The organism is Planctomicrobium limosum, assembly GCF_051465645.1.
Lineage (GTDB): Bacteria > Planctomycetota > Planctomycetia > Planctomycetales > Planctomycetaceae > Planctomicrobium.
Genome location: NZ_CP195790.1, coordinates 1,412,855 through 1,438,767 on the forward strand (window position 1 = coordinate 1,412,855; position 25,913 = coordinate 1,438,767).

Annotated in this window: 19 protein-coding genes; 11 read left to right on the plus strand and 8 right to left on the minus strand. The window is 54.0% G+C overall.

The features are described 5' to 3' along the window. The first annotated feature begins 295 nt into the window (after positions 1 to 295). The 4 genes from SH527x_RS05285 (at position 296) to SH527x_RS05300 (ending at position 3,426) form a co-directional block, all read left to right on the plus strand. Entirely contained in the window at positions 296 to 1,099 is an 804-nt protein-coding gene (locus SH527x_RS05285) for a Nif3-like dinuclear metal center hexameric protein (protein ID WP_437193609.1), read from the plus strand. Beyond that, positions 1,096 to 1,512, plus strand: coding sequence for a DUF983 domain-containing protein (locus SH527x_RS05290; RefSeq protein ID WP_437193610.1), 417 nt, complete (start codon positions 1,096 to 1,098; stop codon positions 1,510 to 1,512). The genes SH527x_RS05285 and SH527x_RS05290 overlap by 4 nt, the downstream gene beginning before the upstream one ends. A gap of 12 nt (positions 1,513 to 1,524) precedes the next feature. Continuing rightward, positions 1,525 to 2,436 (plus strand): hypothetical protein, encoded by a 912-nt coding sequence (locus SH527x_RS05295; protein ID WP_437193611.1) that lies wholly within the window; start codon positions 1,525 to 1,527, stop codon positions 2,434 to 2,436. A 150-nt stretch (positions 2,437 to 2,586) separates the two neighbouring features. After that, positions 2,587 to 3,426 carry an amidohydrolase family protein gene (locus SH527x_RS05300; protein WP_437193612.1) on the plus strand — a complete coding sequence of 280 codons (840 nt, stop codon included), beginning with the start codon at positions 2,587 to 2,589 and terminating at the stop codon, positions 3,424 to 3,426. Positions 3,427 to 3,503: 77 nt separating this feature from the next. Here the strand turns inward: SH527x_RS05300 and SH527x_RS05305 are convergent, their stop codons facing one another. From SH527x_RS05305 to SH527x_RS05325, 5 genes are all read right to left on the minus strand, one after another. Further along, positions 3,504 to 3,956 (minus strand): carboxypeptidase-like regulatory domain-containing protein, encoded by a 453-nt coding sequence (locus SH527x_RS05305; RefSeq protein ID WP_437193613.1) that lies wholly within the window; start codon positions 3,954 to 3,956, stop codon positions 3,504 to 3,506. 196 nt (positions 3,957 to 4,152) lie between these two features. Continuing rightward, positions 4,153 to 5,190 (minus strand): DUF1559 family PulG-like putative transporter, encoded by a 1,038-nt coding sequence (locus SH527x_RS05310; protein ID WP_437193614.1) that lies wholly within the window; start codon positions 5,188 to 5,190, stop codon positions 4,153 to 4,155. A 593-nt stretch (positions 5,191 to 5,783) separates the two neighbouring features. Next, complete coding sequence (locus SH527x_RS05315) at positions 5,784 to 7,226, minus strand: DUF1501 domain-containing protein (RefSeq protein ID WP_437193615.1); 1,443 nt, start codon at positions 7,224 to 7,226, stop codon at positions 5,784 to 5,786. Positions 7,227 to 7,340: 114 nt separating this feature from the next. Then, on the minus strand, positions 7,341 to 10,841 hold the full coding sequence (locus tag SH527x_RS05320) for a DUF1553 domain-containing protein (RefSeq protein WP_437193616.1): 3,501 nt from the start codon (positions 10,839 to 10,841) through the stop codon (positions 7,341 to 7,343). Positions 10,842 to 10,847: 6 nt separating this feature from the next. Further along, positions 10,848 to 11,723 carry an FCD domain-containing protein gene (locus SH527x_RS05325; protein WP_437193617.1) on the minus strand — a complete coding sequence of 292 codons (876 nt, stop codon included), beginning with the start codon at positions 11,721 to 11,723 and terminating at the stop codon, positions 10,848 to 10,850. A 171-nt stretch (positions 11,724 to 11,894) separates the two neighbouring features. On the opposite strand from SH527x_RS05325, the gene dgoD reads away from it, so the two are divergent. The 7 genes from dgoD (at position 11,895) to SH527x_RS05360 (ending at position 19,807) form a co-directional block, all read left to right on the plus strand. Beyond that, entirely contained in the window at positions 11,895 to 13,073 is a 1,179-nt protein-coding gene (gene dgoD, locus SH527x_RS05330; RefSeq protein WP_437193618.1) for a galactonate dehydratase, read from the plus strand. A 57-nt stretch (positions 13,074 to 13,130) separates the two neighbouring features. After that, complete coding sequence (locus tag SH527x_RS05335) at positions 13,131 to 14,624, plus strand: alkaline ceramidase (protein WP_437193619.1); 1,494 nt, start codon at positions 13,131 to 13,133, stop codon at positions 14,622 to 14,624. 259 nt (positions 14,625 to 14,883) lie between these two features. Then, positions 14,884 to 15,051 (plus strand): Flp family type IVb pilin, encoded by a 168-nt coding sequence (locus SH527x_RS05340; RefSeq protein WP_437193620.1) that lies wholly within the window; start codon positions 14,884 to 14,886, stop codon positions 15,049 to 15,051. A gap of 325 nt (positions 15,052 to 15,376) precedes the next feature. Beyond that, on the plus strand, positions 15,377 to 16,372 hold the full coding sequence (locus SH527x_RS05345) for a hypothetical protein (protein WP_437193621.1): 996 nt from the start codon (positions 15,377 to 15,379) through the stop codon (positions 16,370 to 16,372). A gap of 54 nt (positions 16,373 to 16,426) precedes the next feature. Beyond that, entirely contained in the window at positions 16,427 to 18,379 is a 1,953-nt protein-coding gene (locus SH527x_RS05350; RefSeq protein ID WP_437193622.1) for a recombinase family protein, read from the plus strand. A gap of 695 nt (positions 18,380 to 19,074) precedes the next feature. Then, positions 19,075 to 19,497: a hypothetical protein gene (locus tag SH527x_RS05355; protein WP_437193623.1), complete on the plus strand. Its 423-nt coding sequence runs from the start codon at positions 19,075 to 19,077 to the stop codon at positions 19,495 to 19,497. Between the two features lie 76 nt (positions 19,498 to 19,573). Then, positions 19,574 to 19,807: a hypothetical protein gene (locus SH527x_RS05360; protein ID WP_437193624.1), complete on the plus strand. Its 234-nt coding sequence runs from the start codon at positions 19,574 to 19,576 to the stop codon at positions 19,805 to 19,807. A gap of 334 nt (positions 19,808 to 20,141) precedes the next feature. Here SH527x_RS05360 and SH527x_RS05365 read toward each other — a convergent pair whose 3' ends face one another. From SH527x_RS05365 to SH527x_RS05375, 3 genes are all read right to left on the minus strand, one after another. Then, positions 20,142 to 22,292 carry a heavy metal translocating P-type ATPase gene (locus tag SH527x_RS05365; protein ID WP_437193625.1) on the minus strand — a complete coding sequence of 717 codons (2,151 nt, stop codon included), beginning with the start codon at positions 22,290 to 22,292 and terminating at the stop codon, positions 20,142 to 20,144. Positions 22,293 to 22,359: 67 nt separating this feature from the next. Next, a complete protein-coding gene (locus SH527x_RS05370; RefSeq protein ID WP_437193626.1) occupies positions 22,360 to 22,743 on the minus strand; it encodes an RND transporter in 384 nt (127 codons plus the stop codon). Beyond that, complete coding sequence (locus SH527x_RS05375; RefSeq protein WP_437193627.1) at positions 22,740 to 25,910, minus strand: efflux RND transporter permease subunit; 3,171 nt, start codon at positions 25,908 to 25,910, stop codon at positions 22,740 to 22,742. Before SH527x_RS05375 ends, SH527x_RS05370 begins: the two co-directional genes overlap by 4 nt. Positions 25,911 to 25,913: the final 3 nt, after the last annotated feature.

A 25,913-nucleotide genomic window follows, 5' to 3' on the forward strand; every position in this document is an offset into this window, starting at 1 on the left:
TGGGGGAATCCTTTTGCCGCTGGAATTCCATTCCGTATTGAGGGATACTGTAGTGAACTCGCAGTTTTGATCTCGCATTTGATCCGGGAAGGGGTTGAGAGCGACAATTGACGCTCTCCTGAGTCAGATGTCACGAAGCCGCGCCGTCCAGTTTCCTTCCCGCTCGCCTTTCATATCGAGAGTGATGGATCATGCCTGGCGACACCGCCTCGTTGAAGCAGGTCGTCCTTACCTGATCGTGGGCCATGGCCCGCTGTGAACGACAAGCCACCGCCCGTTTTTGAAGTGAAATGGAATGCCAGAAAGCATCTGCTCAGTCCTCGATTATCTCGCAACCTTCGCGCCGGCATCGCTGGCAGAAGACTGGGACAATGTAGGGCTCTTGCTGGGTGAGCGAGACCAGTCAGTTGAACGCGTTCTGACTTGCCTGACACTGACGCCTGACGTTGCCGAAGAAGCGATAGCTCAACAGGCACAGCTGATCATTTCGCACCACCCGATCCTGTTCAAACCGGTTCAGAAACTGACTTCAGAGACTTCAGAAGGACGCATGTTATTGCGGCTGATTCGACATGGAGTCGCAGTTTTCAGCCCGCACACTGCGTTCGATTCTGCAAAGTCAGGCATCAATCAACAACTTGCCGAATCTCTTGGGCTCGTTGATATTCAACCCCTTCGCCCCCAATCGGCACCGGAACTTGCAGGATTGGGAAGCGGCCGTTGGGGACGACTCGCCAATCCGGTTGCTCTCGGGGAGTTTTTGAGCAACGTCAAATTACTGCTTGGAATTTCTGCATTGCCGTATGTTGGGGATCTTCAGCGTCCCATTTCCTCAGTCGGAGTCGCATGTGGAGCGGCAGGTGAGTTCCTGTCAGATGCAAAGCGAGCCGGGTGCGACCTCTTCCTGACAGGCGAGACGCGATTTCATACCTGCCTGGAAGCCAGAGATCAGGGCATTGCGCTGGTGATGGTGGGACATTACGCCTCGGAGCGACCGGGAGTCGAACGACTGGCTGAAACTCTTCAGCAACAGTTTCCTTCATTACTGGTCTGGGCGAGCCGTGTCGAACGCGATCCTGTTGAATGGAGTCTGCTATGAAAGAATCGGCGAGATCCCGGCCGACGGGAACAACAATCACCGTTCGGGCATTGAAACTCCGCTGTCCTCGTTGCGGAGAAGGTCCCATTTTTCGTGGCTTCTTCCGAATGCACGATCAGTGCGAACGGTGCCACTTCAACTTTCAGCGTGAACCCGGCTACTATCTCGGGGCAATCTACATGAACTACGGGATGACCTCGTTGATTTCAACGGCGTCGTATCTCATCGGTCGATTCTATTTTCAGATTCCTGCACAACAGCTAGTTATCCCGTTAGTGCTGTTTTGCGTTGGATTTCCGCTCGTCATGTTCCGGCATTCCCGAGCACTCTGGCTAGCTTTAGATTGCCGTGTCGATCAGTCTGTACTGGAGGAAACACCAGAAGCAGCGTCGCCTCCCACAACGCTGAATTGAAGAAAGACTCGGATGGCGATTCATTTTATCTGTATTGCTGGACTCCCTGCGGTATCACTTGGATGCTACGGAGAAGTTCGGATCCCAACGCCCAATTTTGATGCCCTCGCAGACATCTCTATCGTCTGCAATTCCTTCTTTTCAGCACCTGGGCACTCGACTCGTGTGATCGAACAAAGTGACGTCCAGAAGAAAATCTACCAGTGGCAACCGGCCACGCTAGATGTTGCAACCTTGTTTAAGGCTGCCGGATGCTGGCTGAATGAAACAGAGACATCGGCGATTTTCACACCCGAAGCAGATGACGATACTTCGGTGTCAGGTGTTCTCCGGCGACTCAATGAAGTCTGTCCAGGGGAACGGGCGCAACTGGTACAGGCCACCGCCACGATACTGGGATTCGATAGCGCACTCGGTGAGTTCGTTGACGGGCTTGAGTTTGAAGATGATGACCTGCTCATTGTTCTGGGAACAAGTGGGGACTCCAGGCGACTGCCGCAGAATCGACCGGACTGGCTCGCCGAAGCATCCTGCACCTCCATCCATTTGCCGCTCCTGATCTGCTCTCCAATCGCAGGTACGCACTATCACATCGAGAATCGTATTGGAGTGGAAGACCTTGCCGTGCTGATTGAATCCTTGAGCGAAGAAGGAATCTCCGGGATAGAAATGTGGCAGGATGATCTCGATGAGGAACCAATCGTCGTTCAAACTGAATCGTCTCTGGCAACCCGATCTGAAGCCTGGCTCATTGTCGAGCGAATTGCAGGACGTGACGAATTGAATACGGAAGCGAATGTTGCCTTATTCAAGAAGCCTGAAGATCTCTGGGAAATGCAGGACGTGGCTTCTCAGTACCCCGACCTGATTGATGATTACCTCGCTGGCCGCCAGCACGCGACAAACACATCAAGTCATCAGTAAGTATTGGTAAATAGCAACAAACAGGTTAGGATGTGATCGCGTTCTCCAGACTCAAACGTTGGTCGGCAAATGTCGACGGCACAGGGCAAGAGCAATGAATTAACTGCTCCAGAGCATGGTGCCGGTCGGCGATGATTGAAGGGCCAGGCGATGACCAGGATAGATGCCCACCAGCATTTCTGGCAGTTGGATTTGCCGTTCGACACGGAGTGGCTGAAGAGCCCGGAACATCGGCCTATCTGTCGGGACTATCTTCCGGCAGATCTCAAGCCGCATCTGGATCGATGCCATATTTCAAAGTCAATCTTCGTTCAGACTCAGCATGATCTGGAGGAGAACCGTTGGGCTCTGACGCTTGCCGATCATTACCCGTTCATCGCCGGAGTCGTCGGCTGGGTCGATCTTGCCAGTCCGGCATGTGAAGATCAGCTGCTGGAATTCAAGTCGCATCCCCGCTTCGTCGGGATTCGCCACATCACTCAGGGAGAGCCTGATCCGAACTTCATCGTTCGCTTGGACGTCATTCGTGGGCTTCAGGTTCTACAGAAACATCAGGTTCCATTTGACCTGTTGTTTTATGTGAAGCATCTAAAGCATGCGGCAACAGTCGCCCGTCAGGTCCCGAATCTCCCTCTCGTCATTGACCATCTGGCGAAGCCACAGATTAAAGATCGCCAGATCGAAAACTGGCTGCCACACCTGAAAGCTGCGGCCGCCTGTGAGAACGTCTTCTGTAAACTCTCTGGGATGGTGACGGAAGCTGACTGGAAGAACTGGAAACCTGCGGATTTACGTCCCTATGTTGAACATGTGCTGGAACTGTTCGGGCCTGAGCGATGCATGTTTGGGTCGGACTGGCCGGTGTGCGAACTGGCGGGGTCGTATGAGCAAGTTCATTCTGCACTCAATGAATGCCTGGGTTCACTGAGTGAAAATGAACAAGCGGCAATCTGGGGACAGACCGCTCAGCGTTTCTACAAACTGAAATAACGAGAGCCGTAAAACAAAAACGCCCAAGGTTCCTGATTCTGAACCTTGGGCATCTGAGAACGAAGCCTGAGATAGGCTTAATCTTTCAGCTCGAAAACGAACTCGTTCGGACCAGCTTCGGACACCGTTGCATCCAGTACTGTCGAGCTGAGTTTCGAATATTTGACCGGAATCAAAGAGGTTTCCACAGTCTTGACTGGAGGCCCATTCGGGTCTTTAGGGTTCGGAGTCGTTTCAACCTTTTTCTTCGTAATGATGACCTTATAGGCACCTGGGACAGCACCGTCGGCTTGGTCGAACGTCCCGAGTTTGAATTTCCCTTCGGCGTCTGTCATCGCCGATGCACCTGTTCCGTCGCCGGACGGAGGTGCGAAGTTCACATTCGCCCCATCAACCGGTTGACCTTTATAAGTCACGACGCCACTGGCCGGTGATGTTTTAGGACGATTCTGTGACCACTGATCACCACTCTCGCCACCACATCCGGAGGCCAGAAGGATCAGTGACAATGCAAGCAGTGTTCGAGACATGATGAGCATCCTTCAAGGATGGGAAAGATTTTCAAAGCGATTTTTGATTGGAGATATCAATCTCCAGTCCTATCGAAAAAAAGAAAGGTTGACGTCATGGCTGTTAGATCAGCTCAGGACAATCAACCTTCCAATGGTTGCAAACAGGAACGCGGTAGGCGTCTGTTAAACAAAGCTGTTCACCGAGATGACAGGCTTAGAACTCGCCGACAACTTCACCGGCGTTTCGAGTTCCCAAAGCGCCCCAGACACCGTATGGGCTTTGCCCGGTCAGGTTATTGGAATCCGCACTCAGGTTTCCGGTGCTGATGTTTTCACTGATGAAGCGAACTGCCCCATCGCCCATCAACACATGAGCTCCACCTGTGTGACGGCTCCCTGCTGAATAGAAACCGTTCTGGGCATCATGGTCAGCGTTTGTGCATGATGGTGAGTTGATCGGGAGTGCGGTCGTAATCGCAGAGTATGCAGCTCCCCCGTCAGTCCATCGATCACCAGACCACGCACGAGGTGCTCCAGTGGTATAACGACGAGTTGTTGAGTTGAACGTTGCTCGGCAATCGTTTGGAACGGTGAAAGCTGACGCAAACACAACGTGTCCAACGTCACCTGCAGCGAGAGGGAATACACGTTCCCCCATCAGGATTGTATTGCTGGTTCCGTCAGTCATGTCCCGCATCCCGATCCGGCTATTCAGACCGAAGACCCCGCGTGGGCTGCTCGTATTCGCAATTGCACTGTCCCCAGCACTGAACGCATAGGAATTGTTTCCAATCGCATTGTTGCTGATGTGCTGCGTTTCAGATGGACACAACAAGGCTGGAATAACAGCCTGCCATGGTGGATAGTTGGCAATCCAAGGCCCTGGACCGTTTGCAGGGAAGGTCGTTCCGTTGGCTGTCAACGGGCTTGAAATCTGGTTGAACAGTGCGGTTTGCTCAATGTACGGCAGCAGACCAACCATTCCACTCAGACGCCCCCAGTTCCCGTTGTTTGCATCGTTGGTGTTCGTTCCCCCCTGACGATATGGGAACACGTTGTACACATCGTGGTAGTTGTGAAGCGCCAGACCGAGCTGCTTAAGATTGTTCTTACACTGAGAACGTCTTGCAGCTTCGCGGGCCTGTTGCACTGCAGGCAACAGGAGTGCAATCAAGATTGCGATGATCGCGATCACCACCAGCAACTCGATCAGGGTGAACCCCTTGGATTTTGATGACAACCGTGTTCTCACTGTAATTTCCTCCGGACACATTCGAAAACGTCAATGAATGCTTGAGCGAAACACCATTCACATGAATGTGCGAATCAGACGAACGAAACGAAAATGAACATTAGTTCGCACATGTGTAACTATATGTATCCATGAAAGTGCTGGTCAACCAAGCATTTCTAGATGTGTAGAACAGTCGGTGCGTTACGCCGGCCACGGATTCGCATCTACATATCACGATCCCTTTCTTAAAAGCAGTCCGTAGGTAACCTTCTTTGCATCACACTTCACCACAATGACTTACAACACCACACCACCACATGACGATCGACTTATCTGATCGCTTCGCTCCTTGGTCCTTGTCAGGTGGCATTCAGCAAGATTTCGAAGAAATCGCGTTTGGAGTATCGATAATTTGAACTGGACACCGCCAGAATAACATATTCACACCCGCTTATGTCGCTGACGACCTTCCACATCAAGGACTGCCCGTTCCACCATTCAGAACAAAGGGATGAACATCCAAATGAAAAAGGGCGACCAAGAACCGGCTTGGTCGCCCTTTTCGCTCATCGTGATTCAACCGAAGGAGAAGTCCATTTGCCAACTAAGAATCAGGCAATGATCTCGCTGATTGGCTTTCCGTGATCAATTTCCAGTCGCTTTCGACCAGGGATCTCCAGCTTTCGCGAATCCAGACCGAGTTGATGCAGAATTGTGGCGTGGATGTCGGTGACGTAATGGCGGTCTTCGACGGCATGGAATCCGATCTCGTCCGTTGCCCCGTGGACAACGCCACCTTTCAGGCCGCCTCCTGCCATCCAGACACTGAAACCGAAGATATGGTGATCGCGTCCATCTGCCCCCTGAGAGCCAGGAGTGCGGCCAAACTCTGTTGCAAAGACAACAAGCGTTTCGTCAAGAAGTCCTCGCTGGTCGAGATCCTGCAGAAGCCCTGCGATCGGTTGGTCAACAGCCTTGGAGAGTTTGGAATGATTACTCTTCAAACCGCCATGAGCATCCCAGGCCCCTGCACCACCGCCCCCATGCTGAATCTGAATAAAGCGAACACCCTGCTCAACGAGGCGACGGGACGCAAGCAGTTGCATCCCGAACTCGCGACACTCAGGCTTGTCGAGACCGTAGAGCGATTGGGTATCTTGCGTCTCCTTTGAAAAATCAACGATGTCAGGAATCGAACTCTGCATCCGAAAGGCGAGTTCGTATGAAGCGATTCTCGCCGTCAAAGCAGGATCTTCAGGGTACTCAACTCCTCGCATCTGATTGAGTTCCCGGACAAGGTTCTGGCTGATTGCCTGCGATTCCTTTGATCTCACCAGAGACGGCTTACTGAAGTCGAGTGGATTGGCCGGGTCGATTCGCAGCGGAACCGCATCATGCGCCGGGCCAAGATAATGGCCGTCGCGACGGTTCCAATACTCGCGTGTCCCCAGTGAAATAAACTGCGGGAGGTTCTCATTGAGAGACCCGAGACCATAGTGCACCCAAGCCCCGAGCGTCGGGAACGCTCCGTCGTTGGAATGACGCCCGGAATGGAACTGAGTTTGAGCCCCGTGATTGCTGTCAGTCGTCCACATCGATCGAACAACAGAGATCTTGTCAATCTGCTGACCTAGATACGGGAACCAGTCACTGACCTCAATTCCACTTTCACCGTACTTCTGGAATCCCACTTGCAACGGATAGAGCTTGTTTCGCTGATTGCCGTTTCCATCCGGTGCAACGAGTCGCTCTAACGCCAGCTTCTTCGGGTCCTGAACATCGGCGAATGGCGTTTCCGAGATCGATTTCCCACCATATTTCGTCAGCATGGGCTTCGGGTCGAAGCTCTCCATCTGACTCACTCCCCCGTTCATAAACAGCCAGATTACGCTCTTGGCCTTAGGGGTGAAGTGTGGTTGTCCGTTTGGAGTGGTCCCGCTGCTCCCGAGCCCTTCCCGGTTAAACATTGTTCCCAATGCAAGCCCGGTGAATCCCATGCCCATGTCGGCCAGAAAAGTCCGCCGTGGAATGTGTTGGTGCCAGATTGAACTCATCGGACAGTCTCCAGATCGGTCTGCACCCGGCACACAACAAACGTCATTGACGTCGAGTTGTCCCCCGCAGCAGTGCAGCAAAAGGTCGATTGACCTTCGCGGTTCTTCTCGAAGTTATCGTAGTGTCACAAAGTCATTATGGTTCAACAAAACCAAAATCAGCTTGGCTCGTGCCTGCTCATCCGAAGTCTCAGGCAGATTCTTCCAGGCAGCAAGTGCCTCGATGCAAGCCCTCATCTCATTGGCCGTCGGGACAAACCCAGGAATCAGTTTGAAGGCGTTTCGAACAAAATCGGCTTCACTAGCCGACGTCTTCGAAAGTCGTTGGCTGATCTTCTCGGCCGCGGTACTGACAAGAGCACTATTCGATAATGCAAGTGCCTGCTGTGGGACAATGCTCTGTTCACGAAGATAGCACTCGCCCACCATTGCCTCATCAAATGTGGTGAGAAACAGATTGCGTTCGTTGTTCGAATGGAAGAAATACAGGCTTCGCCGCATCGACGTTTCCTGTTGATCCATTGGGACTGAAGGCCCCCCGATCGCGGGATCAAGAGTTCCTGCCAGCGCGAGAATCGAATCGCGAACGGCTTGAGATTCGACTCGAATCGGGACGCGTCTCCACAGATAGCGGTTGTCTGGATCTTGAGCGGCTTCAACTTCCCTGTTCGCCATTGAAGAACTCATGCGATACGTGTTTGACGTGACAATCAAGCGATGGATGTGCTTCATACTCCAACCATGATCCATCAATTCACTTGCCAGCCAGTCGATCAGTTCAGGGTGAACCGGATCAGGCGTGTTTCTTCCAAAGTCGAACGGAATTGAAACGAGCGGTTGGCCGAAGTGCCTGGTCCAGAGGTGGTTGACTGCCACTCTTGAAGTCAATGGGTTGCGGCGGTCCGTGATCCAATTTGCCAGAGCAGTTCGGCGTCCTGTGCTTGTCGTCGGAAACTCCACTTTGGGATCGTCATTACCAGTATGGAGAAATCGAGTCGACGCCCATTCAGCACCTGCCAGAGGTGTGAATTTGTCAGTTGGCTGAATCTCGACTGATGCGGCCTGTACGGCTTTGTCGAGCGCCTCTTGAGCGGCTTTCAGCTTCTTTGCTTCGTCATCCTTTTTATCTGCCACAGCACGTTTCAGACTCTCCTCAGAGGCCGTGAACTTCAGTCGTGCTTCGGCGACCGCCAGCTGACGCTCAGCTTTGATCGCCGAGTTTTTCGCCGCGACTGCGGCAGGAGTCTGCTCCTCTGTCGGATTGAACCGCATTGCTGCAGCGCGCGTCTGAACAGCATCGAAATGAGCTTGGGCAACCGCTTGCTCTGATTCTGCTGTCGCAACTTTCCCCTGAGCATCTTCCAAAGCTGTCAGCGCTTTGCCGGCTTTGTTCCCTGCCTCAGTCAGCTCAACGTCTTCATTCAGCGTATCGAGTGTGAACTCATGAAAGACCGTCAGAGCATCAAATGTGATCAACTGTAACGCCCCGTTTCGTCGCGCGATGGGGCTTCGCCAGGCAAGTACATGCTTCCCGTCAATAGAGACGTTGACCAACGTGTCTCGAACCCGAATCACCAAAGTGTACTCGCGATTCAGCTCAATCGGCATTGGTCGAGCACCATCGCCGGGGTAATGCTGCTTCGCATTGTGCTGATAGGAAGCCTGCAGTTTCGGGGCCGTCGCTTCGGCACTCATGTAGACCATTTTATGATCATCGACTTTGACATCCGATCCATCAGCAGTTTCCAGCACCGTATCAAATGCGATCCCGACACTTCTCCATTTACTTCCCCCCAAGGTCTGGAACCGAAATTTGGCTTCGAAATTCTGAGGGATCTGCTGCTGTAGTTGCAGTACGGATCGCGATGGTCCGTCAATCGTCTGCTTCAGTTTTCCCGGTTCATGCACCCAGGTCCCTGCAATTCGCTTCCATCGCGACTCATCCAGCGTTGAGAAATCATCGACGATTGCGATCTGGTATTGCTTCCCTTCGTCGCCTGCCGACATCGGGTCTGCGGCCTGCTTCTCGCCAGCAGCAAGCATCTGTTTTTCGACGCTCTTCAACGCATCCTGAGCGGCAGTCAACTTCGTGCTGGCGGTCTGCAGACGTTGCTTTGCAGCGGTGACATGGCTTTCAAGAATCTCTTCTCTTCGCCCCGGCAGATAGGCCTCAGGCGGTAACGAGACCGGATTGATCTCCAAGCTGTCGAAAGAAAAGATTTCCGGAATCCCAGGTGGAATGATGGCTGAGGTATCCGGTTTGGAATCATCCCCGCGAACATAGACATAGGTCGGTGCCTCCAACAGAGCATCGAATGCACGCGGAATGCCGTTCTTCACAACGTCCAGTTCCCCAGGGACCATATCAACGCGAACTTGGTACGGCTCAAAGAACGCCTTCATCTTGTAGTAGTCAACATGCGAGATGGGATCAAATTTATGATCGTGACATTTGGCACAATTCATCGTCAGGCCAAGGAATCCTTTTCCGACATGCTCGACGGTTTCATCCATCCATCTTGTACGGTTGAAGATATAATAGTTGCGAGCCAGAAACCCGGACGCTCTTAATTTGCTGGCGTCTGTCGGAGCCAACTCATCAGCGGCCAGCATCAAGCGCACCATTTCATCGTAGGCGGTGTCGTTGTTTAACGACTCAACGATCCAGTCGCGCCAGTGCCACATGTGTCGCTGGCTGTTTCGAAGCTGAGCCCCAAGTCCCCACCAGTCGCTATAGCGCCAGTTGTCCATCCAGTGGCGGGCCCAACGTTCGCCATGACGAGGATCATTCAACAACCGATCAACAGTGTTCTCATACCACTCCGGCGAGGAGTCGCTTTCACATGCGGCGATCTCTTCCAAGGTCGGCGGGAGGCCGATCAGGTCCATTGAAAGCCGTCGCAAAAGAGTTTGCCGTGACGCTTCAACCTGCGGTCTCAGCCCCTGTTCTTGATGCCCCTGAGCAATGAATGCGTCGATCGGGTTGCGAACCCAATTCGCATTGCCAACCACTGGAATCGCCGGACGAACAATCGGGCGAAACGACCAATGGTCGCGTGGATGCGTTTCCGGGGCTTCGTCTTCCGGAGCAGAAGCGCCGGCTGCAATCCATCTTTTCAGTAGAGAAATCTGGGCGGCATTGAGAGGCTCACCTTCGTGTTCCGGTGGCATTCGAACAGACAAATCCGTCGATGAAACCCGACTGATTAGCTCGGATTCTTCAGGCGGTGCCTTCACGTCGATACTGCTTCCGGAGTCGCCCCCTTTTTTCAAATGAAGTGCTGTATCGAGTCGAAGTCCTCCCGCCTCCTTGAGTGCCCCATGGCAGGCATAGCAGCGTTCTTTCAGCAGCGGCTTGATCTGAGTAAGATAGTCAACCCGATCTTCCGCCAGCAGCACAGAAGGAATCGCAACGCTGACGGCAACGCCAAAGAAGATTCCAAGAATCGCTCGCGAGCAGAAGCGGCGATGATACGCAGACGGAATCGGTGCTCCCTGCGATGAGACTGTTGCCGATTGAAGAGACACCTGACGTCCCCTGTTCACCTTGGATACAAACAGCCAGTTTGCCACCGACCTGATTCTCGCCATGACAATCACTGCTCCCATTTTCATTCCGGGTCACTCAGCCTGCTGGTCCACAGGTTCCTCAAGGCGATTCAAGATCGGGTGATTATTGAGAATGTGATGCGAAAGCTGCTTTCTTGCTGTAGCCCAATTCTTATTCAGCAGCGAAACGAGAATCTCTCGATGTTGGCGAACGGTTTCGATGGCCGCCGCGCGGTCGTGATCTTCCCACTGAAACAACAACCGATAATAGCGTCCCTGCCGTACAAAAAATTCTTGGATGTATGCGTTCCCTGACATTTCGATCAGGTAATCATGCAGTGATTCGTCGATGAGGGGAGAATCCACATCTGTTTTCGGAAACAAGTTTGCATCAAGCATTTTCTGAAGGACATCAGACTCAAGATGTCTTCGAGCGAGTTTCAACGCCTTCAGTTCCAGAGACTCACGAACCTCAACATACGCCTGAAGGTCTTCCTGCCTGAACGGCCGGAGCCTCCACCCACGGCGGGGAATATGGTCGAGAATACTTTCGCCGGCCAAGCGATGAAAAATATTCCGAATCGCAGACCGGCTGATGTTGTATTTCTCGGCCGTCAATTCTTCACGCAGATAAACCGGCCTTCCTCCAAGACTGGACTGAACCAGATCCGCCGCAATGACATCATAAGGGTCTTGGGGGGGGAGTGGTAACGACTGAGCTTTCGGCAGCGCCCCGTTGTCGCCCAGAGGAACAGTCGCAATCAACCGCCGATTGGCTCCCTTCTCAAGGAGCCCTTCATGAATCAACTCGGCGATCGCTGTCCGAACCGGCGTAAAACTCACCTGATACATCTCTGCCAGCGAATCCAGAGTCAGCTGGGGCGGAAGTTCCTGGCCAGTTTGCAGACGTACAGACAGATCATTCTTAATGTAAGTCGCGATTGACATGCATCAAATCTTAATTGTCTTTGGCGACAAACGCAATTACACTGGCGACAAAATCAAATTTCGCCTCGCAGCCAACAACTTAGAAAACACATCTGTTCCGCTGCTCGACTGTGAAGTCTGACCTCATTTCTGAATTCGAATTCCAATCTCAACGCAAAGCCTGAGCAATTCATGAAGATTACCGGAATTGAAACGCTGGTCTGCCATGCACGGATGCGAAACTGGATCTTCGTGAAGGTCATCACAGACCAGCCCGGCCTGTTTGGTTGGGGGGAAGCAACATTAGAGTGGCACACCCGCGGAGTGATTGGCGCAATTGAGGACCTTTCCGAGTTGCTGATCGGAGAAGATCCCACGGCGATTGAACATCTCTGGCAGATGATGTGGAGGCAGCACTTCTGGCATGGAAGCGGAATCATTCGTTCGACGGCTATCGCCGGAATCGATCTCGCACTGTGGGATATCCTTGGCAAAATTCACGGCGTCCCTTGCCATAAGCTTTGGGGCGGACCGGTGCGAGACACCATCCGACTCTACTGTCACCTTGGTGGCGGCAATCTTGAAAGCTTTTACGAGACCCCCGTCGATAATGCACAGAGCTTTGCGGATCTGGCTCGACAAGCAGTTGCACAGGGATTCACCGCATTCAAGTCGATGGCAGTCCCCCCCACGATGCCGATTGAAGGACTCAAGGCCATCAAGGCGGCAGACGCATGCGTGGCCGCAATGCGGGATGCAGTCGGTGACGACATTGACATCATGGTCGATTGCCATGCCCGGCCTTCACCGGCGATGGGAATGCAATTCGCAAAAGCACTCGATCAATACGGGCTTTACTTCTTTGAAGAACCATGCTGGCCTGAAAGTATTGAAGGACTTGCAGCCATCAACGCGGCGGTGACAACTCCAATTGCCACCGGTGAGCGACTCACGCATCTGGTGGCGTTCCGCGATTTATTTGCAGCGAGAGGCTGTGAAATCTGCCAGCTGGACCTGACCCACTGCGGCGGATTCACCGAAGCTCGACGCATCGCCGCCCTCGCAGATGCTTATCGAATTGCGTTGGCACCACACAACCCGCAAGGGCCTGTGAGTACAGCTGCCTCACTGGAATTCGGGTTCTCGCAGCCGAGCTACATTATCTGCGAATCGGTTCACGAAGACGTTCCGTGGCGACATGATGTCGTTGATGAAGGCTATGTCCTCGATAAAGCGACTCGCACGGTGAAAGCCAACTCGCGACCGGGTCTGGGTGTGACTATCAACGAAGAAGAAGTCCGAAAACATCCATTCCAGCAGGAAGTTGCGCAACGCGTCTTCTACCGCGATGGAGCCGTTGGAGACTGGTAAGCCATTTTCAACGTCAGCCTGGTTTCGGGCCAACCTGGTTCCGGGAAGATTGCACGATTGCGACTCCCGGAAAGCAAGACGCTTACTGAGATGGTCGTCAAGAAACATCTTCCAAGAAACATCCTGTCAAAAACGCTTCGAGACGGAAAGAAATCAGCGATGTCATCCAGTGCTCCCCTGACCTATCGCCATCCAGCATTTCATGGGCGAATTGGGATTTCCCGCGGCGACATCACTCCTCCTGTTGGAATTTACAGTCGCAATTGGGGAGCTGCGAAGCATGATGTTGCAGAGTCAATTCATCGCCCGTTGACCCTGACAGCGATGGTCTTGAAATCCATTACTGACGACTCTCGCATGATTCTGATTGAAGGAGATCTCGGGTGGTGGAAGACGCCAGAGACCTTCACTCATTTCCATTCCTGTCTGCTGGAGGCGTTGAACGTCCAGCCAGAGCAACTTGTCTTTGCGTTGAGTCACACACACGCCGGGCCTCCGTTGATGTCCCCGGATGATTCGCTGCCAGGCATGGATCTTCTGAAGAAGTGGACTGAAGACGTTTTGAATACTGCGATTCAAACCGCTCGCACGGCAGAAGCGAACGCGATTGAAGCAACGCTCGACTGGCAGACAGGTCGTTGCGGTTTAGCAACCGTACGTGACCTGATCGACCCGGCACCGGGGACGGATCGAACACTCTGCGGGTTCTCGCCTGATGGCGTTCCTGACGACACACTTGTCGTTGGACGTGTGACCGGCCAATCAGGCCAGCAGTTGGCAACAATTGTGAACTATGCGTGCCATCCCACGACGCTGGCATGGGAGAACAAAGCGATCTCGCCTGATTATATTGGTGCGATGCGCGTGTCGATTGAGACCGCGACCAATGCGCCAGCCTTGTTTCTATTAGGCATGTGTGGAGAACTGGCTCCTCGATATCAATACGTCGGCGACACGAATGTTGCAGACACGCACGGGCGGGAACTGGGTTACGCAGCGCTCTCAACATTGAACGGGATGGAACCTGCTGGCACGCAGTTGCGATTTCAAGGAACAGTCGAATCCGGTGCGCCGCTCGCCGTCTGGAAGCATGAACCAGCCACAGCGTCAACAAGCCTGCTGACGATCGACGTCGCCGTTGATCTTCCATTGAAGGACTGGCCGACTGCCGACGAACTCGAACAGCAACGACAGGCGTGCACGGATCGGTCTCTGGAGGAACGCCTGCGAAGAAAACGCGACATCCGTCGAACACTGGGAGACGGAAACGAATACCACCTTCCTCTCACCGTGTGGAAGATAGGTGACGTCATTCTGGTCGGCAGTTGCTGCGAAGGATATTCCATTCTGCAAAGGGAACTCCGTCGTCGCTTCCCGCAAACGACACTGATTTGCATGAACCTGATTAACGGATCATTAGGCTATCTTCCGCCAGCGGACCTTTACACTCGCGACGTCTACCCAGTCTGGCAAACCCCGTTCGCCAAGGGCAGTCTGGAGGAAACTCTGGAGGCGATGACTGAGGGAATCCAGCAGATTCTCTCGAAATAGAGCGTGCGAAGATCTTCCAGTAGAAATTTCTGTTGAGAAGATTCATTCTGACATGAAAGTTTTTGACGACACAGATTATTGGCGTAGGGTTAAAAATCATCGGCCGAAATGTGCGCACAAGTGACCACCACTGCTGCTTCGACCAATGAAAACGCTGCGACACGGGCAAAACTGGATTTTCAACTTCAAAAGAATCTCCATTCCTGACGGAGTCACATGCGCGGGCAAACCTCTTCTGTTCCAGCTTGGACCTTCAAACATGAACGCAATCACCAAGTTTTCACAGGATGAAAGCGGGCCAACTTCAGTCGAATACGCAGTGATGCTCGCCTTCATTCTGATGGTTTGTTTCGTTGCGATTCAGACGCTTGGAACGACAACTGCAAGCATTTGGACAAACAACCAGCAGCAACTCGAAAATATGTGATCGGCCTCTCGTTTCGAAGATTGAAGCGACACAACTTCTATGGGGCCCACTTGCCGGACCCAATTCACATTTCCTCCGTTGCGCGTCCCCTTCAGTGACTGCAACGGAGATTTCGTTCTATAAAACGATTCTGAATAATTTCGGCAAATGCGGTTCCCTTCGAACCAATTCCTGACGATCCTGTTGATGTTGTTCTGCCAGATTCGTTTTCACCGTGAACATCGCACCTGCGCGCGAACAATCACACTGGCAGAACATGCGCATTGACTGCGACGATTCTGCGCCATCCCCGGCACCGACTTCTGCATCCGTTGAGAATTCTCCCATGACGACAACTGCAACATTGCAGGATCTGAGCAGACGTATTCGGTCAGGTTACCCAATCCTTCTGCTTCGAACTCACGAAGAGCGACGCTGGGAAAACCTCCTCGCTGATCTCGCGCTGGAACTTGAACGGGGACTGGTCACATGGAGTCTCACTGCTGGCCCTTGCCCCAGTCTTGGCAACAACGACAGCCCCCCGAATGTCGTTGAGTTCCTCTCGCTCATTGAACGCTACCCAAACGAGCACCTGTTTCTGCTCAAAGACCTGCACTCATCTTTGAGTCAGCCAGAGGTCACGAGAAAGTTACGGGACCTGATTCCGGTTCTTGCCGCTCAGAAGAAAACGCTACTGCTGATTTCTCCGATTGACTCCGTGCCTGTGGAACTTCAGAAAGAGCTTACGATTCTGGAGATGCCGTTACCGGGGCCGGACGAACTCCGTGGAACGCTTCAATCTGCTGTTTCGTCGCTGCAGAACGGGAGTATCGATCATTTATCGCCTCGCCAGGAAGATCGGCTAATTCAAGCCGTTCTTGGTCTGACCGAGGCGGAAGCGATGCGCGCTTTCACGAAGGTCTTCTCGGACATCGATGAATTCAACGACGACATTCTTCCCCTGCTCGTTGCGGAGAAGCGTCACCTGATTCAGGGGTCTCATCTTCTTGAATTCTTCGATCTCGACGAAGGACTCGATGCGATCGGCGGACTTGACGGCCTCAAAACGTGGGTTCAACAACGGGCCAACGCGTTCACGTCAGAAGCGAAGTCCCGAGGAATCTCGAATCCGCGCGGAGTGCTGCTGGCTGGGGTTCAGGGATGCGGAAAAAGCTTGAGCGCGCGCGTCATCGCCAGAATCCTGGGAGACTACTTTGGGGATTGTGTAACCTATTGCGACAGAACGGGTTTCAACACGAAGCCTTTTCTCGGTAGGAAGTTACGCTTAATCACCAGAAATCAGAGATGCTCAAGGTTACTCAGCGTTAATCAAGCTGATTGACGCACTGTGCCAATTCGATTGAGGGAGGTGCCTCCGCAATGGAGAGAGCTTCCCATGCTCCAAAGTACAGAAAAGTTCGTCCCGAAAAATGGCCACACCCTACGGGTGATTGGTGTCTGCCGCATCAGCACGGTTCATCAGGACGAGGAGAGCCTCACTGACCAGGAAGCCCTCTACCATACTTGGCTTCGGCAGAATGTCTCCGAGCCTTACGACCTCCATGTCATCTCTGGACAAGGGAGTGGCGAGAGTCTGAACCGGGCTGAGTACACGCAACTAGTGGAGCAGATTTCCACAGGGGAATTCGACCTCGTTCTCTGTGAAGATCTCGGTCGGATCTGCCGTCGTGTTCACGCCCACCTGTTGTGTGAGGAGGCGGGAGATTTCGGTACTCGCGTCATTGCCCTAAACGATCATGTGGACACGGGAGTTGACGGTTGGCAGAACAATTCCTTCTTCGCAGTGATGCGACACGAAGCGTACAACCGCGACACCGCAAAGCGGATTCGGCGGAGTCTGAGAAATCGTTTTACACAAGGCGGTGTTGTTCAGACCTTGCCCTACGGCTACATCAAGCCGCACTCCCGTGCGACAGACGAGGAGTGCACTAAGGATCCCACTGCCGTGAAGGTCTACGAGGAGTGGTTTCGACGTCTCGAAGAGGGACAATCCTTTGCTGAAATTGCGGACTGGTTGAATCAATCCGGGATTCCAACAGGTCCAGCATGCTGGAGAAAATCGAAATGGGACGGCAGTCTCGTCGGGACTGTGACGCGAAACCCATTGCTCAAAGGCATTCGGCAACGGAATCGACGCAAGTCAATTCGGAAGAATTCCAGTGGAATCCGGGCTACAACGAAAGCGGAACCGGAAGAATTGCTGCAGCGATCGTGTCCCCACTTGGCGTTCATCGAAGCCGAGCGTTACGACCGTGTCATTCGAATGTTGACAGAGAAAAACCAGTACTGTCACCGCAAAGGAGTGAATGGGCGAGATCCCCGCGCGAACGTCCCGAGAAAACGAACGCGCTGGCCCGGCCAACATCTCACCTGCGGTCTTTGCGGACGCGTCTTGATCTTCGGCGGCAATGGCAGCAAGGACTACTTGGCTTGCCACGGCTCTCAGGAACACCTCTGTTGGAATGTAGTATCCTGTCATTTTGCAGTCGCGGCCCGGTCAATCGCTGCTGCGGTGCTTAGCGAGATCGAAAACTGGCCCGACTATGACGGGGAACTCGTCGCCAGGATTCAACAGGAAACAACAAACCTCCAGGCTGCGAAGGACCAGTCGTTGAAAGATCTCAAACAACGTGAGATCAAGCTGGCGCGAGATGAAGAAAACCTGCGACGCGCGCTGCGGGAATATGGCCCCAGTCCCCTTTTGCAGAGCGAAATGACTCAACTGGAACGGGAAAAGAAAGCGTTGCGAGTAGAACAAGATCAAGTGGAGAGGCAGCATCTCCCCAAAGTCGAACTTCCTCAATTAGAGGAGTTACGCACCTTGGCAAGAGTGCAATTTCAAAAGCTGGCATTGGAATCCGAAGAATTCGGGCGATTGATGCGACGGCTCATTCCCCGAATCGATTGCTATGCCTATGAACCCCTTGATGGAGGGAGGCCAGTGCTTCGGGCAGCGGTGACTCTTCATCTGGGGGGACTGCTAAATCGACCTCAAAGTGATGGCGGCTTTGGATGGGATTCGTTAACTCGTATCATTGTGGTTGATTTGTTCGAGATGCCACAGAGGATTCGTTTCCGAGAGCAAATCCTTGATCTGGTGTCGAGACAGAAGCAGCGTGAAGTCGCTCAGACATTAGGGGTCAAGCAACCCGTGATCACCAATGCAATCAATTTGACGAAACGGATGGTGGAACTCGGGCGTACGGATCCTTACTACCCAGTTCGCCAGCCGATTGAACATGGAAACCGCTATCGCCGACACAAACATCCGCGGTTCCGCCACTCCCCGTTACCGGGATATGAGACACCGAAGTTTCCAACTGAATAATACCGGTCAGATGAATTTAAGTGACGAGCCCGACCACAATCTGTGGCCGGGCTTTTTTCGTTCCTTCACAAGGAGAAATGATGCCTGAAAGGTCTACGAACTCGCTCCCCTCCAGTAACGACAGTAAAGAGATCATTCTGGACAAGTTATTGACACTTCTGGCCAGAACGATCGCAATCGAAATTCAACGACACCGAGAGCCTAAGAAAGGCTCCAATCGACATTCGCCTCCTTAGTGGGGCGAAGAATGAAAATGGTCTCATTCATTCGAAAGGATGAGAGAGACTCCAGTCCACTCGTGCCCCGTCCCCTCCTTGCCGGGGACCTTTTTTTAGCTGGCAGATTCTAGGATTGGTGACTCCGTCCGCTGAGGTATGCGTTTCAATCGATCGCTCAACGGGAGAGCGAACTCCGCTTGCTGGGCTTCGCTGACAAACTTCCACCACATTGGACTACTGGCAGCATGCCTTCAGACGGAGATAAACGAATATAACGAGCCTTTATATTCAAGTCGGGGTGACAAGACGGCAATTGAACTTTTTCTGACAGGAACCAGAGCACTCGCATTGCAATTGTCCATCGGCCACATTGCGTTCATTGGTTTGCCGTCGTTTCAAGCAGAGAGTAGCCTCGAAGCCGTGCGGCAGTAAAATGCGGGTTACTATACAAACCAGCTTGGTGGGGAGGACGATGCAGTGGATGAAAAGGAAAAGACGGCTTATCACGAAGGTGGACATTGCTTTAGAGCGTGGCGGGCGAATTTCCTGGCTACGCTCGATACCTGCCTAAAGCAAGATGCGGCGGGTGAATGGTGGGGCAACACTCCGGTGCGTCGTCCTCGATTCACTCACGTCGAACGCGCGCAAATCGCCTTGGCTGGCATTCTGGCAGAAGCGAAGGCAGTTGCATCGGAAGACGGTGTTATTCGGAACCTGGCAAGTTCTGATGTACTGGCTGGTCAAATCGCACAACTCTTTGTTGACGAAGCGATTCAGGTCGCTGGCCCTGGGTTTGAGCTTGAAGAAGACAATGTTTGGGAATTGGCGGTCCGTCTCGCTGACGACGGAGAACGGTTGAGTTCATTCGATAAATCTGATCTGAGCTATGTCAGTCCTTAAGCAATCGCATCCCATTGAAGATCACGAACAATGAGGCTCACCATATGGCTAGAGCATCCTGTGATATATCGGGCTGATGTCCTTCGACATTTGGCTGCATCCCGCTTATGAAGACAAACCAGATGACGAAGAGGACAAGGACTGGGATGTCGAATTCGTGGAATCGGACATCCGTCTCCTGGCTGATTGGCCGCTGCTGGACCGATTGGAGACACTCAACCTCTGCCGTCCAATTTCTCCGTTCGCCGAAGAACTGGTCGAAGAACTTCTAGAGCCGCGCGTCGATGTGGATACCAGCTACGGCCAATGATCTTTGACTGACTCGGGCTTTAACCAGTTCCCTCTTGGCTTTGCGGTTCACCGTCGCCGTCGGAGTGTTTCGTCGCGGGGGTTCGCAAGAACTGGCCCCCGTGACGGAATGCGACAGAGGAGGTGCGGCCCACGGTTCACCAGAGCCTGAGGTGGATTCCGAGCGGGGAACACTCCTTTTGTGCAGCAATCTCCTTTGGACTATACCCATCTTCAGGCCAGCAGGCTCATTCTTAGCTCTCAGTGATCCATGTTTCCTTGAACATAATCAAATTGCCAAAGCATGTTGGCATAGTGACGGTTCCTTTCGCACCCTGCGAGAAATGTGGTCCGTTTTATCGGTCCTTGAGCAACCGTAACCCATTGAAGATCACGAGCAACGAGGCTCCCGTATCCGCAGCGATGGCTCCCCAAAGTGTTGAGTACCCGATGAACGTCAGTGCGACGAACGCCGCTTTCACCAGAAGAGAGAACCAGATGTTTTGCTGAATGATTCGCAGAGTTCGTCGCGATAACTCCACAATCCAAGGGAGCTTCGTGAGATCGTTCGACATGAGTGCGATATCTGCCGTCTCGATGGCCGCATCGCTTCCGGCCACGCCCATTGCCACGCCCAAGCTGGCAGTAGCCAAGGCCGGTGCATCATTGACTCCGTCACCCACCATCGCCACGTGCTTGTATTCTTGAACGAGTCTCTCAACGGCTTGAACTTTCTCGGCAGGGAGAAGTTCGGCCCGAATCTCATCGACTCCTACCTCGCGGCCAATCGCTTCAGCCGTCGTCGCCATGTCACCAGTCAGCATGACAATATGCTGAATGCCTGCGGCTCTCAGTCCGTCCAAAGCGGACTTGGCAGTCGGTCTTACCGTGTCTGAGAGTGCCAGCAAGCCGCAAACGTGCCGTTGGTTCCCGACCACGACGACGGTCTGCCCCTGGTCAGCGAGACCGGTAATGCGGTGCTGGATTTCAGGCGTCTGTTGCTCTCGCTCTTGCAAGAGGCGGACAGACCCAAGCCAGTATTCCTCGCCATTCCAGCAACCTGAGGCGCCCTTGCCAGGGATTTCCTGATAATCATCAGCAGGTCGAATACTGGCACCAGCAGAGCGGGCGTGTTCAAGGATCGCCACGGCCAAGGGGTGTTCGCTCCGAGCTTCCAGCGCAGCGCCCCGCTCCAGAAGTTCTAATTCCGAGTGCCCATTTAGTGGGATCACGGCTCGAACACTGGGACGTCCTTCTGTCAACGTTCCCGTTTTGTCGAGGGCGACGGCACGAAGTCTTGCAGGGGCTTCGATGAACACGCCACCTTTGATGAGGACACCCTGCCGGGCCGCGACAGCCAAAGCGGCGACAATGCTCACCGGTGTCGAGATCACTAACGCACAGGGGCAGGCGATGACCAGCAGCACGAGACTGCGATAGAACCAATCCCCCCAGGGCTGTCCCAAAATGAGAGGCGGCACAAGGAAAATCAGCAGGGCAATCGCCATCACGGATGGTGTGTAATAGCGAGCAAATGTCTCGACCCACTGTTCGCTCGGCGACCGCTGCGTCTGGGCATCTTCGACCATGCGGACGATGTGGGCTACGGTCGTGTCATCCGCCGCTTTCGTTGTCTCGAATTCCAGCGCCCCGTTCCCGTTCACCGTACCAGCGAAGACCATATCGTCGATCTGCTTTTCGACGGGCAGACTCTCGCCGGTAATGGGGGCCTGATTGACGTGACTGGAACCCGCAATCACTTTCCCATCGAGCGGTATTCGCTCTCCAGGTTTCACGATGATCCGGGATCGAATCGGCACTTCCGCAATGGGGCGAATTTCCTCGATGCCATCCAGACTGATGAACCGAGCCGTCGGAGGGGAAAGATCCATCAATGCGGAAATCGCTTTATGAGCCCGGCGGATGCTCCAGGCTTCCAGAGCTTCAGCCAAGGCGAAGAGGAAGGCCACCGAGGCGGCTTCCAGATACTCGCCGATGAAAATCGCCCCAATAACTGCGATGGACATGAGGAGATTCATGTCGGGTCGCAATCGCCTTGCCGCTCGGATCGCCTTGGGACCGACAAGTCGCAAGCCGCAAAGGATCGCTGCTGCAAGAAAGGACCGTTCCACAGCTTCAACCGTGAAGCCTGACAACAATTGCCAAGCCAGTGTGGCTCGCAGCAACAAGGCAACTGCAAGAAAGCTTCCGCTCAGGCTCGTCCAGACGAGACTTCGGCTCCAGGCGGATGAGCCTGTTGCGTTCGCTTGATCCTTATCTTCCGTCCACTGTTCCGCACGCATTCCCGTTCCGGCAACCGCTTCCATGATGACAGACGGTGCAACGGTCTCACCGTTGGAATGAACCATCAGGCGACGGTTCAGGATGTCGAAAGAGAGGAGATTCTCACCGCCCACCACCGGTCCCACGGCCTGCCGCAAAGCGGCAACCTCATCCATGCAGTCCATGCCTGCAATGCGGAATTGAAGGACGTGGGGTCTTGTCATTGGGAATGCTCCTCTCGATCAGATGCGGGTGTGGGGGATTCCCAGCACCCGCTCGATTCGCTGCCGATCAACCTTCCGGCGTCGGCGGCTGCTTCCCGTACTTGGCCTCATACTGGGCAGCGAACTTGGCTTCGAGTTCGGGGTGGCACTTGAAGCACTGCGAATCGGGACGATCATGCTCCTTGCACCAATCCCCCTTCTTCTGAAATTCCGCCGCCAGCTTGCTGTCACATTGACCGCATACTCCTTCTGGCACACCATGCTCGTTGCACCACCATCCGGAGTGATTGTCAACGCCTTTCTCAGTTGCGGCATGTTCGTCATGATCGTGGTCATCATGAGCGTCAGTGTGTTTCTCGGCTTGGGCCGGAGGTGTCGCGGATTGGCCACAGCCGCTTATGAATGCCACGGCCAGTGCCAGTGATGCCGCCATCCAGAATCTCGTTTTCATTCGTCGTTTCTCCATAAAGAAAAGGATTGTTCAGTCGATCCCACCAAGACAGGTTCGGCAGGCGTTTCTTCGTGATGCTCTCGGTGCTCATGGCGAGCAACGGGGGCGTTGAAGAGCAGATACAGCACACGCAGCACGAGCAGCGACATAATCATCGCCCCAATGACGCCGCCAATCACGACGGTGGCGAGGGGACGCTGCACCTCCGCTCCCATTCCCTCGCTGAACGCCATCGGTAGAAAGCCAAAACTGGCGACGAGGGTTGTCATCAATACTGGACGCAACCGGGTAATCGCCGCCTGGGTGACGGCCTCGTCCAACGGCAGCCCCTTCTGGCGAAGTTGCCGGATGTAGGAGACGAGGATCATGTCATCCAGCACCGCCACGCCAGACATGGCGATAAAGCCGATGCCCGCCGAGATGGAAAACGGCATATCCCGCAGCCAGAGAGCGAAGATACCTCCGACCCAGGCAAAGGGGATACCCGTAAAGACTCGCAGAGTGTCCACGATGTTGTGGTACGTCATGTAGAGCAGGATGAAGATCAATACCAGCGCCAAAGGCACCACAATCATCAGCCGGGTCTGTGCCCGCTGAAGATTCTCGAACTGTCCCCCATACTCGACTCGGTAGCGGGCTGATGGCAGAGAAACCTGTCTGGCGATCTTGTCCTGAGCCTCGGCGACAAAACTTCCCAGGTCGCGTCCACGCACATTGGCAGTAATCGTGATCCGTCGTTGCCCCCATTCCCGTGTGATGGTGGACGGCCCCTCGGCAATCTCAATCGAAGCCAGCCGGGACAGAGGAATCCGCTCTCCCACAGGTGTCGAAATCAGCATGTTGCCGATGGACTGCGGGCTTTCCCGGAATTGTTCAGGGAGCCGCACGATCAGTGGAAAGCGAAGCTGCCCTTCAACGATTTCTCCGATCGGCTTGCTGCCGATAGACTCCACGAGATCGAGAACCTCCTGTGCGGAAACGCCGTAGCGGGCGATCTGATCCTGGTTCACTTTGATCTGAAGCACCGGCTGACCGGTGACCTGTTCCACGGCGACATCCGCCGCCCCATCGATGGAGTTCAGAATCCGTTCAATTTCCTGCCCTTTACTGACAAGAACATCGAAGTCGTCACCAAAGAGCTTGACGCCGAGATCCGCACGCACACCCGAAACCATCTCGTTAATTCGCATCTCGATGGGTTGCGAGTAGGCGAGTCGTTGTCCAGGCATGTCCCGTAATGCCTTGTCGATCAACTCCGTGAGTTCCGCCTGCGTGCTGGCTTTTTTCCATTGCGAACGCGGCTTGAGGGTGACGAACATATCCGTCAGTTCAACGCCCATCGGATCGGTAGCGACTTCCGCCGTGCCGATGCGGCTCCAGACGTTTTCCACTTCATCAGGAAACGTCGAGAGGATCACTTTTTCCATTTCGGTGTTGTAGCGGATGGATTCACTCAGATCGGTTCCGGCCAGCCGGACGACTCCAATGGCGAGCGCACCTTCCGAAAGACGGGGAACAAATTCGGAACCCAGATTGGGAGCAATCATCCCGAACGCCAGAATCAGCACGCTGGCCGCAAAGCCCATGACGGCCAGCTTGTGGTGCATGGCAAATTGCAGGATGGGATAGTGAATCGCATGGGCGACCCGCATCAGGAACGGCTCACGCTCCTCGACTTTCTTCGGAAGGAGGTAACTCGCCAGCACCGGCATTAAGGTCAGCGAGAGGACCATCGACCCCATCAGAGCAAAGATCACCGTCAGGGCCATGGGACGGAACATCTTCCCCTCGATCCCTTCGAGTGTGAGGATCGGCAAGTAGACGATCATGATGATCAATTCGCCGAACATTGTCGGCTTCCGGACTTCCACAGCGGCGTCCCGGATGATGTCCAACCGGCTCTTCCCACTATTGGAATCATGAGCCAGATGCCGCACGCAGTTCTCGATCATCACCACCGAACTATCGACAACAAGGCCGAAGTCGATGGCCCCCAGGCTCAGTAAGCTGGCGGCAATGCCGAAGCGATACATACCGGTGAAGGCGAACAGCATCGACAGCGGAATCGCCAAAGCCACGATTGCCGCCGCTCGCAGATTTCCCAAGAAAGCGAACAGCACGGCAATGACAAGCAACCCGCCCTCAAACAGATTTTTCCGCACGGTGTCGATCACGAAGTCCACAAGATGCGTGCGGTCGTAGACCGGCTTGACCTGGACATTCGGCGGCAGGCTCGATTCCAGAGATTTCAGTTTCTCCTTCATGGCCCAGGTGACTTCATGGCTGTTCTCGCCCATCAGCATGAAGCCTAAGCCGAGAACGACTTCTCCCTGGCCGTTCGCCGTCACGGCGCCACGGCGAATTTCGTGTCCGATGACAACTTCGCCCACATCCGCAACCCGGGTTGGGACTCCGTCCCGGGCGGCGATGACGATCTGCCGGATCTGGTCGATGTTGGTTGTGCGTCCGAGCCCCTGGACAAGTAGCATCCCACTCGGCTGGCTGATGTTGCCGCCGCCGACATTGAAATTGTTCTTCTGGATGGCCTGAACCACCTGATCGAACGTCACCCCGTGCTTGATGAGGCGGTCGGGATCGAGACGAACCTGGTACTGCTTAACGTATCCGCCCCAACTGTTGATTTCGGCTGTGCCGGGAACAGTTCGCATCGGCGGCTTGATGACCCAGTCGTGGATTGTGCGCAGTTCCGTCACGTCGGTCCCCTGGCCGGTGACGACATAGTGGAAGACTTCACCCAAGCCGGTCGCGACAGGCCCCATTTGCGGTCGAGCGATGCCCTGCGGCATCTCGACCGAACCGAGACGTTCGTTGATGAGTTGACGTGCAAAATAGATGTCGATGCCGTCCTCGAAGACCACGACAACTTGCGACAGACCGAACTTGGAAATCGAACGTAATTGCTCCAGACCCGGCAGACCGCTGATTGCCTGCTCGATCGGGAACGTAATCTGCCGTTCAACCTCTTCCGGACTCAGGGCGGGAGCAGTCGTGTTGATCTGCACCTGCACCGGTGTGGTGTCCGGAAAGGCGTCAATATCGAGATGCTGGAGCGAGAACACCCCTGCCACGCCCGCAGCCAGCACGCCCAGGATGACCAGCACCCGGTTGTGCAAAGAAAAGTCGATGATGCGATTGAGAAAGTCCATTTC

Bases quoted from the DNA above. Each gene is read 5' to 3' on its own strand.
- SH527x_RS05285 (WP_437193609.1), top strand. From the start codon at position 296: ATGCCAGAAAGCATCTGCTCAGTCCTCGATTATCTCGCAACCTTCGCG.
- SH527x_RS05290 (WP_437193610.1), top strand. From the start codon at position 1,096: ATGAAAGAATCGGCGAGATCCCGGCCGACGGGAACAACAATCACCGTT.
- SH527x_RS05295 (WP_437193611.1), top strand. From the start codon at position 1,525: ATGGCGATTCATTTTATCTGTATTGCTGGACTCCCTGCGGTATCACTT.
- SH527x_RS05300 (WP_437193612.1), top strand. From the start codon at position 2,587: ATGACCAGGATAGATGCCCACCAGCATTTCTGGCAGTTGGATTTGCCG.
- SH527x_RS05305 (WP_437193613.1), bottom strand. From the start codon at position 3,956: ATGTCTCGAACACTGCTTGCATTGTCACTGATCCTTCTGGCCTCCGGA.
- SH527x_RS05315 (WP_437193615.1), bottom strand. From the start codon at position 7,226: ATGAGTTCAATCTGGCACCAACACATTCCACGGCGGACTTTTCTGGCC.
- SH527x_RS05320 (WP_437193616.1), bottom strand. From the start codon at position 10,841: ATGAAAATGGGAGCAGTGATTGTCATGGCGAGAATCAGGTCGGTGGCA.
- SH527x_RS05325 (WP_437193617.1), bottom strand. From the start codon at position 11,723: ATGTCAATCGCGACTTACATTAAGAATGATCTGTCTGTACGTCTGCAA.
- dgoD (WP_437193618.1), top strand. From the start codon at position 11,895: ATGAAGATTACCGGAATTGAAACGCTGGTCTGCCATGCACGGATGCGA.
- SH527x_RS05340 (WP_437193620.1), top strand. From the start codon at position 14,884: ATGAACGCAATCACCAAGTTTTCACAGGATGAAAGCGGGCCAACTTCA.
- SH527x_RS05345 (WP_437193621.1), top strand. From the start codon at position 15,377: ATGACGACAACTGCAACATTGCAGGATCTGAGCAGACGTATTCGGTCA.
- SH527x_RS05350 (WP_437193622.1), top strand. From the start codon at position 16,427: ATGCTCCAAAGTACAGAAAAGTTCGTCCCGAAAAATGGCCACACCCTA.
- SH527x_RS05360 (WP_437193624.1), top strand. From the start codon at position 19,574: ATGTCCTTCGACATTTGGCTGCATCCCGCTTATGAAGACAAACCAGAT.
- SH527x_RS05365 (WP_437193625.1), bottom strand. From the start codon at position 22,292: ATGACAAGACCCCACGTCCTTCAATTCCGCATTGCAGGCATGGACTGC.
- SH527x_RS05370 (WP_437193626.1), bottom strand. From the start codon at position 22,743: ATGAAAACGAGATTCTGGATGGCGGCATCACTGGCACTGGCCGTGGCA.
- SH527x_RS05375 (WP_437193627.1), bottom strand. From the start codon at position 25,910: ATGGACTTTCTCAATCGCATCATCGACTTTTCTTTGCACAACCGGGTG.